An 18,369-nucleotide genomic window follows, 5' to 3' on the forward strand; every position below is an offset into this window, starting at 1 on the left:
CGGGGGTTGGTCGCCGAGCTCTACGTCGCCGCCGCCTGGCGGCCCACGCTGCCCCCCGCCCTACCGCGCCGCCCCGTTCGCGGGCAGCGCCACCGGCCGCGGGTGCGCGACGAGCGGCGCCTCGCTCGGGATGCGCAGGGGGCTCGGCAGGTACGGATCCAGCTCGCCCGGCTCGAAGCGGCACAGGCCGATGACGTGCCAGAACGACCCGCCGATGTCGCCGCCGAGCTTGTAACGGCCGTCAGGGCTGAACGCCGCCCAGCCCTCGGGACAGGGCAGCAAGATCGCGAGACACCCGCCCGTGCCCACGTCCCACAGGCGCAGGGTGCCGTCCGCGGACGCCGACGCGAGGAGCGCGCCGTCGGGGCTGAAGGCGATGCCCTGCACCGACGCCTTATGGCCCTCCAGGGTCCGCAGGACGCGGCCCCGCTTCACGTCCCAGAGCCGCACCGTCTTGTCCGACGATCCCGACGCGAGCATCTGGCTGGCCGGGTTGAACGCGACCCCGCGCACCCCGCGCGTGTGCCCCTCCAGGCAGCCCAGGGCACGGCCGCTCCCCACGTCCCAGAGCCGCACCGTCCGGTCGTCCGACCCCGACGCGAGCAGGACCCCATCCGGGCTGAACGCCACGCCACGGATCCCGTCCGTGTGCCCCTCGAAGGTGCGGATCGCCCGGCTCCGGCCCACCTCCCACAGGCGCAGCGTCCGGTCGTCCGACCCTGACGCCAGCGTCAGCCCCGCCGGGCTCCAGGCGACGCTGCACACCCGGTGCGCGTGGCCCTCCAGCGTGCGGACCGCGCCGCCGCTCACGACCTCCCAGAGCCGCACCGTCCGGTCGTCCGAGCCCGACGCCAGCATCTCGCCATCCGGGCTGAACGCCACGCTGCGGATCGCCTGCGCGTGCCCCTCGAACGAGCGCAGGAGCCGGCCCCGGGCGACCTCCCAGAGCCGCACCGTCTTGTCGTCCGAGCCCGACGCCAGCGTCACCCCATCCGGGCCGAACGCCACGCTGCGCACCCCGAGCGTGTGCCCCTTGAACGTGCGGATCGCCCGGCCGCTCCCGACCTCCCAGAGCCGCACCGTCTTGTCGTCCGACGCCGACGCCAGCACCTGACCCTCCGGGCTGCACGCCACCCCGAGCACCCAGTCGGTGTGGCCCTCGAAGCTGCGCAGCGCATGACCCCGGGCGACCTCCCAGAGCCGCACCGTCTTGTCGCGCGAGCCCGACGCCAGCGTCTGGCCGCTCGGGCTGAACGCCACGCTGCACACCCCCTTCGTGTGGCCCTCGAACCTGCGGATCGCCCGGCCGGTCCCGACCTCCCAGAGCCGCACCGTCCGGTCCAGCGACCCCGACGCCAGCGTGCGGCCGTCGGCGCTCCAGGCGACCCCGAACACCCAGTCGGTGTGGCCCACGAACGTGCGCAGCGCGCGGCCGCCCCCCGCGTCCCACAGCCGCGCCGTCCGATCCGACGACCCCGACGCGAGCGCCTGGCCGTCCGGGCTCCACGCCACGGCGAGGATCCAGTCGCTGTGCCCCTCGAACGTGCGCAGCGCGTGGCCGCTCCGGACCCGCCACAGGCGCACCGTCTTGTCCGACGACCCCGACGCGAGCGTCTGGCCATCCGGGCTCCACGCCACGCTGCGCACCCCGAGCGTGTGCCCCTTGAACGTGCGCAGCACGCGGCCCGTCCCGGCCTCCCAGAGGCGCACCGTCTTGTCCGACGAGCCCGACGCGAGCGTCTGGCCATCCGGGCTCCACGCCACGCTGCGCACCCCGAGCGTGTGCCCCTCGAACGCGCGCACCGCGCGGCCGGTCCGGACCTCCCAGAGGCGCACCGTGTTGTCCGACGAGCCCGACGCGAGCAAGAGCCCATCCGGGCTGAACGCCACGCTCATCGCCGCGCCGAGGTGCCCGTGCATCGCCCGGATCGCCTGCCCGGTCACCGCGTCCCAGAGCCGCACCGAGCCGTCCTCGTGGCCCGCCGCCAGGAGATCGCCGAGCCGGCTCCACGCCACCGCGTTGCACGGCGAGACCGGCGCCCACATCGCGTCGGCCTCGCGCGGCCGGGGCGGCGCCGCGCCGTCCGCCGAGAGCGACGCGGCGGGCACCCCCCGCGCGCCGACGAGCTTCGCGCCGCGCAGCTGCGCGCCCGTGAGATCCGCGCCCCGCAGATCCGCGCCGACCAGCCGCGCGAACGAGAGATCCGCGCCCCGCAGATCCGCGCCCGCGAGGTCGGCGCCGGTGAGATCCGCCCTCGAGAGCTGCGCCGCGCCGAGCGACGCGCCGGCGAGCCGGGCCTCGACCAGCGTGGCGCTCCAGAGGTTCGCCTGCGTGAGATCCGCCTTCCGCAGGTCGGCGCAGGCGAGGTTGCACCCGCTCAGGTCCTGCCCCGCCAGGTTGACGCCGGCCACGTCGAGGCCGTCCGGAGGGGCCCCGCCCCCGTCCTCCCGGGCCCCGTCGTCCTTGGCCAGCCAGCGCGCGACGCGCAGCGCGTTGTCCTTGGCGTTCCCCTCGGCCGCCCCGCGGAGGATCCGCTGCGCCCACGCCGCCGCCGCCCCGCGCCCCGCGAGGGACACGAAGAAGTCGACCATGAGCTCGCTCATCTCGTCGGCCCCGAGCGCCGCGCTGTCGCCCGTCGCCTTCACCTCGCGCGCCGCCGCCTCGGCCACCAGCCACTCCAGCGCCGACCGGTGCACGAACGAGAACGACCCCTCCGCGTCCCGCACGAGCAGCGAGCCCGAGCCGAGCAGGTGCTCGACGATCCCCCGCTCGAGCGGCGGCGCGTCGGCCGGCTGCGCGCTCCGGATCAGGCTCTCCGGCAGCTCGCCGAGCCCGACCGACCGCGAGCTCCGCTCCCAGAGCAGCCGCGCCAGCGCCGTCATCGCCGCCCGCAGCGCGTCGCGCGGGATGCCCCGCGGCGCGCCCGGCGGGTTCGCGCGCGCGTGCTCGAGATCGAGCCACTGCTCGACGAGCACCTCGTACAGCTTCGCCGCCGTGATCGTCCCGGTCCGCGCCTTCGCCTGCCGCAGCTTGTCCGGCTCGATCTTCGCGATGAACCCGAGCATGCGCGGGTTCTCGGACAGCCCGAGCAGGTCCTTGACCTCGTGGAGCAGCCGGTAGCGCGCCTCCGCCTCGGCGGGCTCCGGGCTCAGGTTGCCCAGAAACCGCCGGATCTGCTTCTCCCCGAACCCCTGGAGCTGCACCAGGCGGTAGCCCTGCAGCTGCTCGGCCCGCCGGGCGAGCTCCCGCTTGATCGGCGGATCGGTGAGGAAATGCTGCGTCCGGCTGGTCACGACGACCTTGGCGATCCCCTCCGCCGCCTGGACCACGGTGTCGAAGTGCTCGAGCGCGCGGTCGTAGGTGAGCCGCAGGGCGAGCTCGTCGAAGCCGTCGAAGAGGAGCGCGATCCGCCCCTCGGCCAGCATGTACCGGAAGGCCCGCAGGTCGACCGGCTCGTTCGCGAGGGCGAAGTGCTGCGCGAGGAGCGAGTCGAGCGAGCGCTGCTTCTCGATGCGGCCGAGCTCGATGAGCACGGGCACGAGCGGGTGCCGGTCCCGCGCCATCCGCCGGGCGAGCTCGCGCAGGAGGAACGTCTTGCCGGCGCCGAAGTCGCCGAGCACCAGCGCGAAGCGGCGGTGGGGCGCGTCGAGCAGCTTCCAGAGCGCGTCGAGCGCGCTCTCGGTCGCGCTCTTCTCGCGATCGCCGAGGCTCACCACCGCCGGCTGCTCGACGTAGAGCGACGGCGGGTACGACGGGTCGGCCTCGACGCGCTCGGTCTGCCACGCGAGGTAGCGGCCGAAGTCGATGAGCCCCTGGACCTCGGAGAAGCTCTTCAGCACGACGCCGCGGCGCGCCGCGCTCCGGGCGAGATCGGGCGGCGCCGGCGGGTCGGTGTGGACCAGCGTGGAGCGCAGGTACGGGTCCTGCTGCCGGAAGCGGTGCTCGACCTCGGTGACGTACCGCGTGACGAGCTCCTCGGTGATCGACCGGTCGAGGACGCCGATCACGCGGACGTCGACGCGCCGGCCGTCCGGCACCGCCACCTCGAGCGCGCCCGCGAACGGCGGCGGCGCGCGGTGCCGGGTCACGGTCGCGCCGGGATCGCGCAGGAGCGCCACGCGCTCGACGCGGTCGAGGAAGCTGTCCCGCCGGTCGTCGAACACGCGCTCCCGCTCGCCGTGGGGGCGCTCGCCATCCTCGGCCGGCTCGCGCAGGTCCGGCGCGGAGGCGCGCTCGATCCGCGGCTCGGGCGCGAGGTGCTGCTGCAGGAAGGCGAGCAGCGCGGCCGCCGAGGCGCGGCAGGCGAAGGCGCGCAGGCCGTCTTCACCGTCGCGCCCGTCGCGCCCGGCGGGGTCGGCCACCGCCCGCATCAGGATCGAGCGCCGCTGGAAGCGCGCCGCGAGGTCGCCGAGGGCCGCGCCCCCGGCCAGGAGGCCGAGCGTGCCCGGCACGACCCGCTGGAGCCGGTCCCAGATGTCCGGGTCGTCGAGCGCCGCCGAGAAGCTGGCGATCGCGCCGACGCGGACGCGGAGCGGCGGATCGGCCGGCAGCGCGTCGGGGTAGAGCAGCCGCTCCTCGAGCACCTTCTCGCGCCCCGCCCCGGTGAGGGCGAGGGCGCCGCCCTTCATCGAGACGAGGCCGTCCTCGAGGGCCTCCTTGAGCCGCGCGGTCCACCCCGGGCAGGCGCGCCGCCGGTCCGGGTGCGCCACGGGCGTCGGCCCGCCCTCGGCCTCGTGCGCGTACAGCGCGTGCAGGAGCCAGCGCCGGGCGGCCGACCGGGAGGGCGGGCGCGCGCGGGAGAGCGCCGAGAGGTCGAGCTCGCGCGCGAGGTAGGCGGCGTCCATCTTCCACGCGGCCTGGAGGTTGAAGGTGCAGAGGTCGTGGAAGAGCTCCGCCTCGCCGCCCGGCGGCGCGGCCCGCTTGCCGTGGTCGAAGCTGTAGAGCTGGTCGGCGACGATCACGTCGCCCGGCGACACCTTCCTCGGGTCGCCGGCGCAGGCGCCGCACATCGCGAGGCAGGCCGGGTCGAGCTCGGCGAGCAGGTGCTGCCCGCGGATGACGGCGGTGCGCTGCCCCGCCGCGCCGATCCACGCGGCGGCGACGACGAGCAGGCCGCCGCGCGCGCTCGGGAGCGTGCGCCGGTAGTAGCGGAGGCCGCCGAGGTCGCGGAGCTCGCGCCACCCCCGGTCGCCGGCCTCGCCGTCGCCGGCCGCGCCCTCGGCGAGGACCGCGTCGAGCTCGTCCTTCTGCGCCGTGACGACGAGCACGTCCACGTGCCCGACGTCCCGCTCGGCGCCCGGGCCCCCGCCCGAGGCCGCGTCCCTCTGCGGGTCCGCGGCGTAGAGGGCCTTGGCCTCCGAGATGCGCTCGCGGCCCTTCTGGGCGTCGTGCCGTCCGGTCGCCGCGAGCGCCTGGGCGGCCACGGCGGACGCCTCGAGGGCGCGGTCGCCGAGCCGCTCGGCGATGGCGCGCGCCTCGGCGAGCGGCGCCTCGGCCTCGGCGGCGCGGCCGGTGCGCGCGGCGATGCCGAAGGCGCCGATCAGGGCGCGGGCCTCGGCCTCGCGGTCCTCGACCTGGCGCGAGAGCGCGAGCGCCTCGCGGTAGCTCGCCTCGGCGGCGGCGAGGTCGCCGCCGTCCTCGAGCAGGCCGGCCATCTCGAGCTGGGCGCGCAGGCGCAGGGGCGGCGCGGCGCCGGGCCGCGCGAGCAGGGCGCCGAGGGTCGCCGCGGCGGCGACGGCGTGGCCGCGGCGGCGCTCGGCGGTGGCCTGGCGGAGGAGCTGCTCCGCCGCGGGCTCGGCCGCGCCGTGCGGCGCGGCGCGCAGCGAGCAGGCGGCGGCGCCCGGGCGTTGGGCGGCGATCTCCAGGGCGCGCGGCTCGGGGGCGCCGGGCGAGGGCTCGTCGGCGAGGCGGATCTCGGGGGTGCGGATGGCCCAGAAGTCGGGCGCCTCCTCGCGGCAGAGGGCGAGGAAGGCCGGCGGGCCGCACCAGAGCAGGGGGCAGCCGAGGCGGCTCGACAGCGTGTCGTGCCGCTGGTGCTGGTTGAGGAGCCGGAGCCCCTCGCGCGCGGCCGCGGGCGGGGGGTCGGAGCCGACGAGGACGACGACGCCGCGCGGCTCGGGCTCCGCCTTGTAGAGCGCGGAGACGAGGTCCTTCCAGGTGGCCTCGTCGCGGCGCGGCTCGATGACGAGCGCGCGGCGCCCCTCGCGGGTGAGGAAGTCGCCGAGCGCGCGGGCCACGTCCGGGCCGGGGATCTCGACGGGGAGCAGGACGAAGCCGGGGGTGCGCTGGAGGACGCGGAGCACCTCGCGGAAGCTGCCGAGGAACGGGGCCATCGAGGCGGGGAGCGGCGGGGTGGAGGCGGTCATGATCCCGCGCCGAGGCGCTCGGCCGGCGCGGGCGCGCGGCCGTGGAGGGACGAGGTGGTCACGGAGCTCCTCGAAGGGACCGTCGTCGCCGAGATCAACAAGATTGCCTTACCCCCCGCGATGCCGGGCAGGGCTGCGCTGCGCCGCGCCGTGCCTCTCCCCAGGCCACATCACGCATGGTGCGGCCAAAGCGTGGGGCCCTGCAATAGGCTCCGGAGAGGGCGCCGGCGTGGGTGCGGCGCGGGGCGCGTGGGCGGCGCGGGGCGGGCCGACGTCGCCGTCCTCGGGGCCAACGTTGGCCTGGCGTGGGGCGCGGCGTCGCCGCTCTCGGCGACAGCGTCGCTCCGGCGCAGGCGCGGCGCCCGCTGGATGCCCGACACGCCGGCGGCGAGCGCGCGCGGCAGCCGGCGTGGGCAGGCCGGGGTGCCCTGGCACGCCTTCGCTGTGCCCTGGCACGCACGTCGCCGTGCCAGGCACGCCTTCACGGTGACATCCACCGAGATCGCTGCGCCGCTGTCCCGCAGGACGGCGCGTCGCCGCCGCCTGCGCCGCAGTCCGCTGTCGCATCGAGCACAGCAGAGGTCGCCGGCGTTTCTTCCGCCATCGCAAGCCCGGGTCGCCCGCGGAATGAGAATCTGCCGCGGTGTCGCACAGGAACGACGCTGTGAGCGCGTGATCTGGACGGAACAAAGCGCGCGCGCGGAGAGGAGCTTTGGTAGCATCGTCCACGCAATGCCCGGCGACAGATGGCCGTCGACGAAGAGCCTCGGCACCACAGCCTCGATGCAAATCTGCACGCCGGTCACCGGACACGTGAGCTCGGGGGCGGGCATCGTGCTGCTCTATGCGCCCAATTACGAGCAGTTTCGCCCGGCGTACGCCCTGCCCGAGTCGGGCTCGGTCCTCGGCCGCGATCCGAGCGCGGACATCTGCGTACCGACGCGCACCGCGTCGCGCCTGCACGCCCGCATCGAGCGGCGCGGGGGCGTCTGGCAGCTCCTCGATCTCGGCGGCCGCAACGGCACGCTGCACAACGGCGAGTTCGTCACCAAGGCCGTCCTCGCCCATCGCGACGAGATCCGGATCGGCGACGCCATCTTCAAGTTCGTCGAGAGCGACGCCGAGAGCTACGCGCACTACCGCATCGACGGCGCCTATCTCGACGATCCGGACGCGCCGGCGAAGCCCCGGCCGCGCGCCTCGACGAGCCGGATCGTCGGCGGTTACCAGAGCCAGCGCCTCGCCGGGAGCCTGCGCGAGATCGCGCGCAGCGAGCTGTCGGTGCTGATCCTCGGCGAGAGCGGGACCGGAAAGGAGATCTTCGCCGAGCAGCTCCACGACTGGAGCGGCAGGCGCGGGCCGCTCCACGTCGTCAACTGCGCGGCGATCCCCGCCGCCCTCATCGAGGGGGAGCTCTTCGGACACCGGCGCGGCGCCTTCTCGGGCGCCGACCGCGACCGGGTGGGCATCCTCCGCGCGGCCCACCAGGGCACGCTCCTGCTCGACGAGATCGGGGATATGCCGCTCGAAGCGCAGGCGAAGCTCCTCCGGGTGATCCAGTCGAAGGAGGTCATGCCGCTCGGCGCGTCGCAGCCCGAGCAGGTCGACGTGCGGATCGTCGCCGCCACCCACCGCGACCTCGACGCGCTCCAGCAGGCGGGCGCCTTCCGCGCCGATCTGTTCGCCCGCCTGAACGAGTTCAGCATGACGCTGCCCCCCCTGCGCGAGCGCAAGGAAGACATCTTCTCGCTGTGCGTCGCGCTCGCGAAGCGCCACGGTCGGCCCGAGGCGCGCCCCGGCATGGCGTTCATGGCGGGCCTGCTCCACCACGATTTTCCCTACAACGTGCGGGAGCTCGAGGCGCTCATCAAGCGCTGGGCCGCCAGGGCGCGCAACGCCGAGCTCGACGTCGAGGACCTCAGCGACGAGATCCGGGACCGGATGCGGAGCTACGGCGCGCGGACCTCCGCGTCGCAGCCGCCGCCCGCGGACGGGGCCCGCGCCACGCTGGCCCCGGAGGACGAGGCGGCGCCCTCGGCCCGCGAGGGGGCCGACGCGCTGCGGGGGACGCTACCCCCGCGGGCCTCCCCGGACGAGAAGGTGCTGCGGGAGCTCCTGGTGCAGCAGCGGGGCAACGTCGCCGCGGTGGCGCGCGAGCTCGGGAGAGATCGCGCGCAGGTGCACCGGTGGATCCGGCGGTACAACATGAACGTCGACGACTTCCGCTGAACCGACGCGGCGGTCGACACCGGCTATTCGAACCGCTCGGGGAGGAGCGGGTTGCTCGAGTCCGTGGGGGGCGGCGCCGCGGCAGGCGCCGCGCTCGCCGCCGCTGCGGGCCGAGGTTTCCGCGCCGGGCTCCCGGAAGCCCGACGCGATGCCTGCTTCCGCTTCGCCGCGGCGGCGCCGGCGTCGGCGACGATGACCTCGGCGTCCCCATCGCCCTTCAGGACGTCGTGGACCTCCCCCGGGAGCCCGGGCAGCGCCGCCATGCCGTCCTTCCGCGCCGCGGGAGCCCTGTCGATCTCCGCCGAGGCCTCCCCGGAGGCGATCGCCCGCCCAATCCGGCGCTCGAACGGGGACGCCTCCGGCATCGGCGAGGGCGCCGGGCGCTCGACCGAGGGCGCCTCCAGCGCACCGCGGATCGCGCGCAGCCCCCCGGCGGACGCCGCGCCGGGCGCGCCGGCCGGCCAGGGCATCGCGGCCCCGCCGAGGCCCGCGGCGAGCAGCGCGAAGGCGGAGAGCCGCAACCTGGTCCGGTCCCGGTGCGGCGGCGGCGCGGGCTCGCTCGGCGGTCGCTTCGGTCGCTCGTCGACGCGGCGGTCCCTGCCGAGCGTCCGCTCGCCGTGGGCGCCGTGGTCCAGGCCGAGCGTCCGCTCACCGTGGGCGCCGTAGTCCCGGCTGAGCGTCGGCGCGCCGAGGACGCCGTAGTCCCGGCTGAGCGTCCGCTCGTCCGGGGTCGCGGTCCCGCTGTCCAGCGGGAGGTCCCTCCACCGTTGCGCGCCGCCCGCGCCGCCCGCCGGCCGCCGGGGGGCGCGCGCCCTCACCCGCGGCTCGAACCGCGGGGCGACCGTCAGGCGCTCGGAGGGCGCCAGGGGGACGAGCAGGCTCTCGTCCAGCGAGAGAGGGTCCTCCCCGAGCAGCGGCAGGAGGGCGTCGCGCATCGCCGAGGCGCTCGGATACCGGTCGGCCGGCTGGTACTGGAGCGCGCCGTCGATGACCGCGGCGACCTCGGGCGGGACCCACGGCGCGAAGTCCTGGACCGGCGCGGGCAGGTCGGCGACCAGGGCGGCGATGAGCTCGCCGACCGCCTTGACGTCCTCGGTCGGCGTTCGACCGGCCAGCGCGCGGTAGAGCACGACCCCGAGCGACCAGAGGTCGGTCCGATGGTCGATGTCCTTGATGCCCCGCGCCTGCTCGGGGGACATGTAGCGCGGCGTCCCGAGCACGTGCCCGGACCACGTGAGCCCCGTGGTATCCCGGCGAGGATCGTGGGCTGGCCGGATCTTCGCGACGCCGAAGTCGAGCAGCTTGACGACGAGCCCGCCGCCCCCCTCGCGCCGCGCGAGGAACAGGTTGGCCGGCTTGATGTCCCGGTGCACGACCCCGGCTTCGTGCGCCCGCTCCAGGCCGACGCACGCCTGGGCCACGATCCGGAGCGCGAGCCTGGGGGGCAGCGGGCCGAGGCGGTCGAGGAGGTGCGCGAGGTCCTCGCCGCGGAGGAGCTCCATGACCAGGAACGGCGAGCCCGTCGCCTGGTCGACGTCGGCGTCGAGCACGCGGACGATGTGCTCGGTCCGGATGGCGCTCGCGGCCCGCGCCTCGCGCTCGAACCGGCCCAGGGCGGACCGGCCGTGGGCGAGCTCCGGGGAGAGGACCTTCACGGCGACGCGGCGCTGCAGCGCGACGTCCTCGGCCTCGTAAACGGCCCCCATCCCCCCTTGGCCGATCAGCCGGCCAAGGGTGTACCTGCCGTTCAACGTCGTAGCGTCCACGAGAAGCATGTCCAATCAGGCGCGTTGGACCCTGGCCCGAGCCCGGGTCCGTGGCAGCGCTTGCATTTTCGATGCCAGGCTCATGCGGGAGAGCGCCCGGTCATGGCGGCTCCGGTGCGCGGCGCTCGCGCGACGTCCGCTTTCTACCTTGCGTGCGCCCCGCAGGAGGGGTGCTTTCCCCCGTTGGTTTCCTGCTCGTCTGCAGGCGGCGAACCCGGGGCGAGGGGCCGGAGATCGATGCAGGAGCGCGTGCGTAGGTGGGGGGACGCGGCGGTTCCGCTCCGCCGCGCGAAGGGTGAGAGACAGCGATGGCCAACGCAGATCGAGACAGCGAAACGAGAGCGCGCGTGTGGACCGGAGCCGGCGGGGGCGACCTCGGCGCGCCGCCGCGGCAGCGACGCCCGGTCCGGAGGTGGCGCGAGGCCGCATGCGCCCTGACGGGGGTGCTCGCGGCCGGGGCGCTCGGGCTGGGGATCGCGGGCTGCGCGCGCGCCGCGCCGGACCGGTCAGGGACGACCGCTGCCGAGGCCAGACCCGTCGCCGGCGCCGCGCCCGTCGCCAGCGCCGCGGCGAGCGCCGGCGCCGCGCCCGCGGCCAGCGCCGCGCCCGCGGCCAGCGCCGCGCCGGCCGCGACGCCGCCGCCGGCCGCGACACCGCCGCCGGCGGCCGCCGCGGGGTGGCGGTTCGAGAGCTCCCTCGGCGTGCAGATCGAGGTTCCGGCGGGCTGGGCCGTCAACGACTACGGCTGCAACATGACTGACAAGCCCACCGTCGTCCGGGCACAGGGGCTACTGCTCGGGTGCCTGACGCCGGAGAAGCCGACGAAGCAGGTCGCGCAGATCGGCGCCGATGCACCGGAAGAGGTGAAGAAGGGCCCGGAGTTCACGCGCCGCGACGTGTCGCTCGGCGGCGTGAGCGCCGAGCGCACGGAGGGGCGGGGCGCGGACGGGCGCCATTTCGGCTGGCTGAGGATCCCGTCGCGGCAGATCCTGATCTCGGTCCGGACCCACGATCCCGAGATCACCCGCCGGATCCTCGACAGCGCGCAGCTCGTCGGCGTCGATCACAACGGCTGCCCTGACAGGCGCCCTCCCAAGGCGGCGCACCCCGGCGCGGGCTCGGCCATGGCGCCTCGCGACCCGGCATCGATCTCCATCTGTTACTACGGCCCGAGGGGCGATGTGCTGCGGACCTCCGCGCGCCTGTCCGGGCGAGAGGCGGCGGCGCTGGCCGCCGCCCTCAACGCGTCGAGGCCCGGGCCCAACCCCGATGTCGATCCCAAGCAGTGCCTGCACCCGCCCGCGCCGCCCCCGGCAGATGCGGTGTTGCTCGTGGAGGACGCCGCCGGCAAGGGCGCGATCCATGTCGCGTTCTCCGGCTGCACGGGGCGCGGCCTGGACAACGGCGCGCAGCGCGCGCACGTCAACCTGCCGATGATCCAGCGCATCATGATCCCGCTGGGCACCGGCTTCACGTTCAACGGCGATCTGAGCCCCTGAACGGCGCACCGCGGGACCAACAGCCTCGCTCCAGTGGCGCCTTGTGTGGCCCGACCGCAAGCTACGGCTCCGATCACCCCGCGCGCGGCGCCCCCCTCGCGCGCGCCTTCCGCCCCGAGGATCCATGGGAAAGACCTTCTCCGAGCTGGACGACGACCTCACCGCCTTCATCGCCGAGCAACACCTCTTCTTCGTCGCCTCCGCGCCCTCCGGCAGCGGCGGGCACGTCAACCTGTCGCCGAAGGGACACGACACCTTCCGCGTCCTCGACCCCCGGACCGTGGCCTACCTCGACCTCACCGGCAGCGGCGTCGAGACCATCGCGCACCTCCGCGACAACGGGCGCATCACGCTGATGTTCTGCGCGTTCTCCGGCCCGCCCCGCATCGTGCGCCTGTACGGCCGCGGCGAGCCGGTCTTCCCCGGCGATCCGCGCTTCGACGCGCTGGCGGGCCTCTTTCCGCAGCTCCCGGGCGTCCGGTCGGTGATCCGCGTCGCGCTCGAGCGTGTCGGCACGTCGTGCGGATACGCCGTGCCGCGCATGGCCTACGAGGCAGAGCGAGACACGCTGTCGAAATGGGCAGAGCGCAAGGGGAAAGAGGGGCTCTCGCGGTACCGGCGAGAGAAGAACGCGGCGAGCATCGACGGCCTGCCAGGCCTGCCCCAGCCGCCCGGAGACGACTGATCCGCGGCCCCGGCGCGACCCCGCCGGGCGCTCGCCGGTGGGAGGCATGACCCCGCACGCGCGAGCATGGCGGTCCTGTGGCCACGAGCCGCGGGACAGGAGCGCCGGGACTACGGATCTTCTGCCGGGATGGTCACGGCGATGCTCTCGGTCGGCAGGGTGAAGGGCACGGTGATGGCCGGGAGCGGCGACGTGCCGATCTCCGTTTCCTCGTCGAGCTCCAGGTAGACCGTGAGCTCCAGCTCGTGGGATCCGTCGCCGGCGAGCGCGAGGCGGCCGCACGTCTCGTGCTCGGCGGAGATCGAAGGAGCGACGCAGCTGTCGACCACAGGGATCGTCTCGGCGAGGCGGCCGTGCCACTCGACGGTGACCGACGCGCCGGCCGCGAGCTCCTGGAACGACGGCCCGCACGCGTCCCCGCCGGGCTCACCCTCGTGCAGGCCCTCGCAGGTCGGAATCGCGGCCTCGAACATGCTCTTGCCGTCGACGGACCACCCGACCGGGGCGCAGCCGCCCGGCGTCAGGTACACGGGCGTGCTCCGCTCGTTCGTCACGACGATCGAGACCGGCTCCTCGAGCGCCTCGTCATCGAGCACGTCGTCGCAGCTCGCCCCGCCGCCGCCGGTGTCGCCGGCCCCAGCGCCGCCGCCGCCGGTGTCGCCGGCCCCGGCGCCGCCGCCGCCGGTGTCGCCCGCCCCGGCGCCGCCGCCGCCGGTCTCGTCGCCCCCGGCGCCGCCGGAGCCGCCGGAGGCACCGGAGCCGCCAGGGCCGGCATCATCGCCCGGGCAGCCCACGAGGAATGCGCTCACCAGGAACGCGAGCAGCGAGGAACCCCTCAAGATTGAGAAAGAAGGCATGATGTTCTCCCGGAAGCCGCTGGCACTCGACGACAAAAATGTGCCGTAGGCGAGGCACGGCTTCCGCTGGCACTGATCAATCACAGTTCGTGCCCGCCACGAAAACGGGCCTGTTTCGCGGCAGGCACACTCGCTTTTGACACAATTGTGCCACAAAGCGCCAGCGGGTGCTCTCCAGTGTGCCGTGACACAGATCGTCTCGGCGCTCGCGACCTGGGCCGTCGCGCCGTCGGCTAGGCTCCGCGGGCGAGCCGCCGATGCCTCCTGCGGCGGTCTCGCTTCTCCAGCGCTCGAGGAGGCGGAGGTGACCTGAATGGGTCGTGACATCGATCACCTGCACCACGTCGGCCACGTCGTGAGCGACATGAAGGAAGGGCTCGAGCTCTACCGCCGGCTCGGCTTCCGCCTGTCGCCGCCCGCCTACCCCATGCTGTCGCCCCGGGAGGGCGAGCCCCCGAGGCCGTTCGGCGCCGCGAACACCCACGCCAACTTCCGGCGCAACTTCGTCGAGCTCGTGAGCTGCGTCCGAGACGACGATCCCGGCGGGATCCCGAGCGACGCCAAGCTCGTCCCCATCCAGGCGCCCCCCGAGCACCTGCCGCGGCTCACCGAGGCCATCCGCAGCACCGTCGCCAGGATCGCCGCGTGCCTCGCGCGCTTCCAGGGCCTGCACATCCTCGCGTTCAAGACCCCCGACGCCGACGCCGCGGCCGCCAGGCTGAGCGCGGAGGGCATCCGCCACGGGGGCGTCAGCGCGGTCCGGCGGCCGGTGGACACCGCACGAGGACCGCGGGTGGAGGCGCTCCGCTTCATCGAGCTCGACAGCGCTCCGGAGGACGCCGGGCCGGGCCGCGCGCCCGAGGGGCGGCTCGCGATCGCGGAGAACCCGCCCGCAGAGCTGCTCGAGGCGCAGCTCCACATGGATCATCCGAACGGCGCGGTGGACCTCGTCGACGCCGTGCTCTGCGTCGCCCGGGCGGCGCTGCCGGAGGTCGAGCGCCGCTACGCGACGTACCTCGGCCGCGCAGCGCGCGCCGACGGTCCGGCGCGCGTCTTCGATCTCGACGGCGCCCGCGTCACCCTCGTCGCCGACGGCGATCTGGAGGCGATCCTGCCGGGCGAGCGAGCCCCGGCGCTCCCGGCCTTCGTCGCCTACACGGTCGCGGTGCGCGACGCCTCCGCCGCGCGGAAGCTCCTGGAAGGGAACGGCTTCCCGCTGAGGGCGTCGGCCTCGGGGGACCTCTTCGTCCCAGCCGCGTCGGCCTTCGGCGTCGCGATCCTGTTCCGGCAGGCCGAGGGTGTGAAAGCGGGCTGAACCGTGCGACCATCGGGGGAGCGCGGCATGGCACGCATCCTCCTCGTCGACGACGACGCCTCCCTGCTCGAGGTGCTCGCGCTCGCGTTCCAGGAGGCGGGGCACGCGACGCTCTCCGCGCGCGACGGGACGGCCGCGCTCGCCCTCCTCCGCAAGGAGCGGCCCGAGGCGGTCGTCTGCGACGTGAACATGCCGGGGCTCGACGGCTTCTCCCTGTGCCGGCGCCTCCGCGAGCAGGGCGACGCCGTGCCGCTCATCCTGCTCACGTCGCGCGACAGCGAGATCGACGAGACCCTCGGCCTCGACCTCGGCGCCGACGACTACATGGCCAAGCCGTTCAGCATGCGCGTGCTCCTCGCGCGCGTCGCCGCGCTCCTGCGCCGCGACGCCCTGCGCACGAAGGCCGAGGCCGAGCCCGCGCCGCCCGCGCCGATCGAGAGCGGCCCGCTCAAGCTCTCGCCCGACCGGCTCGAGGTCCTCTTCCACGGCCGCCACGTCGCGGTGACCGTCACCGAGTTCCGCCTCCTCGAGGCGCTGGTCCGCCGCCCCGACCTGGTGCTCTCCCGCGCCCGGCTGCTCTCGATCGTGCGCGGCGACGACACCGTGGTGGTCGACCGCATCGTCGACACCTACGTGCGGAGGCTGCGGCGGAAGCTCGAGCAGGTCGACCCCGCGTTCGATCGCATCGAGACCGTGATCGGCGCCGGCTACCGGTTCCGGGCCTTCCGTGGGTGACGGGAGGGCGCAGGGCGGCCCGCTCCCCTTCTTCCGCTCGCTGCGCTTCCGGGTGACGGCGCTCGTCGTCGCCGTCCTGTTCGCGCCCACGCTCCTCGTGCTCGCCTGGCTGAGCGTGGAGCGCCGCGTGCTCTCGCACCTCGTCGCCAACGCCGAGTTCTGCGCCCGCGTGGCGGCCGCCGCCCTCGACGAGCACGAAGGCGCCGCCGCGCCCCACGAAGGCGCCGCCGCGCCCCCGGACGCGCGCGCCCTCGCCGCCGTGCGGGCCGTCGCCGAGGAGCACCTGCTGCGGCTCCGGGTCCTCGACGCCGCGGGCGCCGTCGTCGCCGACTTCGACTACGACCAGGGCACCGACCTCAGCCAGCGCATCGGCGACCTGCTCCTCGGCGCCGTCGAGGCCGAGGCCCTGGAGACCTTCGACGCGTCCCTCGGCCCGATCGCCGAGCGCCCCGAGTTCCAGGGGGCGCAGCAGGGGACCCCGCAGCGCAACTGCCAGCTCACGAAGAACGCCTCGCTCCTCGTCTGCCACGCGGTGCACCCGAGCCGGCACGGGTACGTCTACGCGCAGGACAGCTCGCGCCGCCCGGTCGCGCACCTCCTCTACCTGCGCATCGAGCTGCCGCGCCTCGTCGCGATCACCCTGCCGCTGTCGCTGCTGCTCGCCCTGTGGCTCACGAGCCGGTTCGTCCGCCCGCTCGAGGCGCTCCGCCGGCGCGCGCTCGCGAAGATCCACGAGCCCACCCCGAGCGCCGACCTCCCCCTCCAGGGGTCGGCCGAGATGCAGGACGTGGCCGCGGCGTTCAACGCCCTGCTCGCGGCGCTCGCCGAGCGTCGCAAGGCGAACGAGGCGTTCGTCGCGGACCTCGTGCACGAGTTCAAGAACCCCGTGGCCACGATCCGCGGCTGCGCCGACGCGCTCGCCGAGGCGCCGGCCGAGCGCGAGCGGGCCGCCCGGCTCTCGCGGCTGCTCAAGGAGTCGAGCCACCGGCTCGACACGCTGGTGAGCCAGTTCCTGGAGCTCGCCCGCGCCGAGGCCGGCATGCTCCACGAGGCGCGCGAGCGGGTCGACGTCGCGGCGCTCGCGCGGGGGCTCGTCGTCGCCATGGCCGACGACGAGCGCTTCGCCAGGGTCCGCTTCACCGTTTCCGGGGCCGCGAGCGCGCGGGTCGTCGGCGTCGCCTACCGGTTCGAGTCCGTCCTCCGCAACCTGCTCGAGAACGCGGCGTCGTTCTCGGGCGACGGCGGCAAGGTGCACGTGAGCGTCGACGTGGTCGAGGGCGGGCGCGTCGAGATCCGCGTCTCCGACACCGGCCCCGGCATCTCGGCGGAAGATCTCCCGCGGGTGTTCGATCGCTTCTTCACGACGCGCGGGCGCGAGCAGGGCAGCGGGCTCGGGCTCGCGCTGGTCCGCGCCATCGTCGAGGCGCACGGCGGCGCCGTGAGCGCCGCGTCGAACCCGGGGCGGGGCGCCACCTTCGCGGTCGAGCTGCCGCTCGCGCCGGCCGGGTGACGGCGTTCACGCCGTTTTCACGCGGGCCGCCTCGGCGTTTCACGGCCGCTCCGCGCGGGGTCCCGCGCCGGCGCGCACCCTCGGGTCGTGCTGCCTGCCCTGCCCCTCCCCCAGACGCTGAACCTCTTCCTCGCCACCCTCGCGCTCGCCGCGGCCTCGGTGTGGCTGCTCTCCCGCGCGCGCCCGGCCGGCCGGCGCGCCCGGTTCGCCCGCGCGGCCGCCGCCGCGATCGCCGCCCTCGCCGCGGCGCCGGCCGCCGGCATGCTGCTCTGGAGCTCCGGGCGCGGCGCCGAGGCCGCCCTCGGCGTCCGCCTCGCGTGGACGGCGCTCGTCGTGCTCTGCCCGGCGACGCTCGGCCTGTTCGTCGCGTCGCTGCTCGCCGCCGCGATCGCCGCGCTCCGCCCGCCCGCGCGGCCCCGCCCCGCCCCGCCGCCCGCCGCCGCGCCCGCCGTCTCCCGCAGGGCGCTCGTCCGGGCGTCGCTGTCGATCCTGCCCGCCTCCGCCGCCGGCGCCGGCGTCGGCGGGCTCGCGTCCGCGCCGGACCCGCCGCGCGTGCCGCTCGTGCAGATGCGCTTCCGCGACCTACCCCCCGACCTCGAGGGGCTCCGGATCCTGCACCTCAGCGATCTCCACCTCGGGGTGGCGCGCCACGTCGAGGATCTCGAGGCCCTGCTCGCGCGCGTCGCGCCGCTCGCGCCCGATCTCATCGTGCTCACCGGCGACGTCGCCGATCACCTCGGGCAGCTCGAGGCGGCGCTGGAAACCCTGGATCGGTATCGCCCTCGACTCGGCATCTTCGCCTCGCTCGGCAACCACGAGTACCTCGGCGACATCGAGCGCACGCGGCCGATCTACGAGGCGAGCCGGGTGCAGCTGCTCGTGGACCGCGGCGCGACGATCGAGGCCGGCAGCGCGAGGATCTACGTCGCCGGCGCGGACGATCCGGTGGTGTGGGACCGGGACCGGGTGGCGGCGTTCCTGGAGCGCAGCGTCGCGCGCTGCAGCGCGGAGGCGCCGGAGGACGCCTTCCGGCTGCTCCTGTGCCACCGCCCCGAGGGGTTCGCGCCCGCGGCGCGGCACGGCTTCCACCTCACCCTCGCCGGGCACACCCACGGCGGCCAGGTCGGCCTCTTCGGGCGGAGCGCATTTCAGGCGCTCTTTCCGGATCTCCACCTCTGGGGCGCGTACCGGCGCGGCGAGCGCCGGCTCTACACGACCTCGGGGTTCGGCCACTGGTTCCCGTTCCGGCTCGGCTGCCCCACGGAGGCGCCGATCATCGAGCTCCTGAAAGAGCATGAATGACGCGTCGGCCGCGCCGCGCGCCAGGGGCCGCGCCGCGCGCCAGGGGCCGCGCCGCAAAAGCGCCTCTCGGAGAGCGGTCTTCGCCCCGAGCGCGGCGGCTCCCGA

Annotated in this window: 10 protein-coding genes; 7 read left to right on the forward strand and 3 right to left on the reverse strand. The window is 75.4% G+C overall.

Translation table 11 applies throughout. The features are described 5' to 3' along the window. Nucleotides 1-60: 60 nt before the first annotated feature. Entirely contained in the window at nt 61-6,366 is a 6,306-nt protein-coding gene (locus WME83_RS30290; protein WP_437313184.1) for a pentapeptide repeat-containing protein, read from the reverse strand. Between the two features lie 732 nt (nt 6,367-7,098). Here WME83_RS30290 and WME83_RS30295 point away from each other — a divergent pair. Next, the gene (locus tag WME83_RS30295; RefSeq protein ID WP_437313185.1) at nt 7,099-8,595 is read left to right on the forward strand and encodes a sigma 54-interacting transcriptional regulator; all 1,497 of its coding nucleotides are present in this window, start codon (nt 7,099-7,101) and stop codon (nt 8,593-8,595) included. Nucleotides 8,596-8,618: 23 nt separating this feature from the next. On the opposite strand, the gene WME83_RS30300 is transcribed toward WME83_RS30295, so the two are convergent. Next, on the reverse strand, nt 8,619-10,370 hold the full coding sequence (locus WME83_RS30300) for a protein kinase domain-containing protein (RefSeq protein WP_437313186.1): 1,752 nt from the start codon (nt 10,368-10,370) through the stop codon (nt 8,619-8,621). Between the two features lie 338 nt (nt 10,371-10,708). On the opposite strand from WME83_RS30300, the gene WME83_RS30305 reads away from it, so the two are divergent. Next, complete coding sequence (locus WME83_RS30305; protein WP_437313187.1) at nt 10,709-11,860, forward strand: hypothetical protein; 1,152 nt, start codon at nt 10,709-10,711, stop codon at nt 11,858-11,860. 124 nt (nt 11,861-11,984) lie between these two features. Then, nucleotides 11,985-12,545: a pyridoxamine 5'-phosphate oxidase family protein gene (locus WME83_RS30310; protein ID WP_437313188.1), complete on the forward strand. Its 561-nt coding sequence runs from the start codon at nt 11,985-11,987 to the stop codon at nt 12,543-12,545. A gap of 110 nt (nt 12,546-12,655) precedes the next feature. On the opposite strand, the gene WME83_RS30315 is transcribed toward WME83_RS30310, so the two are convergent. Continuing rightward, the gene (locus tag WME83_RS30315) at nt 12,656-13,402 is read right to left on the reverse strand and encodes a hypothetical protein (RefSeq protein ID WP_437313189.1); all 747 of its coding nucleotides are present in this window, start codon (nt 13,400-13,402) and stop codon (nt 12,656-12,658) included. A gap of 313 nt (nt 13,403-13,715) precedes the next feature. On the opposite strand from WME83_RS30315, the gene WME83_RS30320 reads away from it, so the two are divergent. The 4 genes from WME83_RS30320 (at nt 13,716) to WME83_RS30335 (ending at nt 18,264) form a co-directional block, all read left to right on the forward strand. Then, nucleotides 13,716-14,717 (forward strand): VOC family protein, encoded by a 1,002-nt coding sequence (locus WME83_RS30320; RefSeq protein WP_437313190.1) that lies wholly within the window; start codon nt 13,716-13,718, stop codon nt 14,715-14,717. A gap of 27 nt (nt 14,718-14,744) precedes the next feature. Next, nucleotides 14,745-15,452, forward strand: a complete 708-nt coding sequence (locus tag WME83_RS30325; protein WP_437313191.1) for a response regulator transcription factor — start codon at nt 14,745-14,747, stop codon at nt 15,450-15,452. Beyond that, nucleotides 15,445-16,962 carry a sensor histidine kinase gene (locus WME83_RS30330; RefSeq protein WP_437313192.1) on the forward strand — a complete coding sequence of 506 codons (1,518 nt, stop codon included), beginning with the start codon at nt 15,445-15,447 and terminating at the stop codon, nt 16,960-16,962. The genes WME83_RS30325 and WME83_RS30330 overlap by 8 nt, the downstream gene beginning before the upstream one ends. A gap of 87 nt (nt 16,963-17,049) precedes the next feature. Beyond that, nucleotides 17,050-18,264: a metallophosphoesterase gene (locus tag WME83_RS30335; RefSeq protein WP_437313193.1), complete on the forward strand. Its 1,215-nt coding sequence runs from the start codon at nt 17,050-17,052 to the stop codon at nt 18,262-18,264. The last annotated feature ends 105 nt before the right edge of the window (nt 18,265-18,369 follow it).

This window comes from Sorangium sp. So ce385, assembly GCF_051474135.1.
GTDB classification, from domain to species: Bacteria; Myxococcota_A; Polyangia; order Polyangiales; family Polyangiaceae; genus Sorangium; species Sorangium cellulosum_D.

Excerpts from the sequence above, each read along its gene's own strand:
- WME83_RS30300 (WP_437313186.1), bottom strand. The coding sequence starts at position 10,370 with ATGCTTCTCGTGGACGCTACGACGTTGAACGGCAGGTACACCCTTGGC.
- WME83_RS30325 (WP_437313191.1), top strand. The coding sequence starts at position 14,745 with ATGGCACGCATCCTCCTCGTCGACGACGACGCCTCCCTGCTCGAGGTG.
- WME83_RS30315 (WP_437313189.1), bottom strand. The coding sequence starts at position 13,402 with ATGCCTTCTTTCTCAATCTTGAGGGGTTCCTCGCTGCTCGCGTTCCTG.
- WME83_RS30290 (WP_437313184.1), bottom strand. The coding sequence starts at position 6,366 with ATGACCGCCTCCACCCCGCCGCTCCCCGCCTCGATGGCCCCGTTCCTC.
- WME83_RS30295 (WP_437313185.1), top strand. The coding sequence starts at position 7,099 with ATGCCCGGCGACAGATGGCCGTCGACGAAGAGCCTCGGCACCACAGCC.
- WME83_RS30320 (WP_437313190.1), top strand. The coding sequence starts at position 13,716 with ATGGGTCGTGACATCGATCACCTGCACCACGTCGGCCACGTCGTGAGC.
- WME83_RS30310 (WP_437313188.1), top strand. The coding sequence starts at position 11,985 with ATGGGAAAGACCTTCTCCGAGCTGGACGACGACCTCACCGCCTTCATC.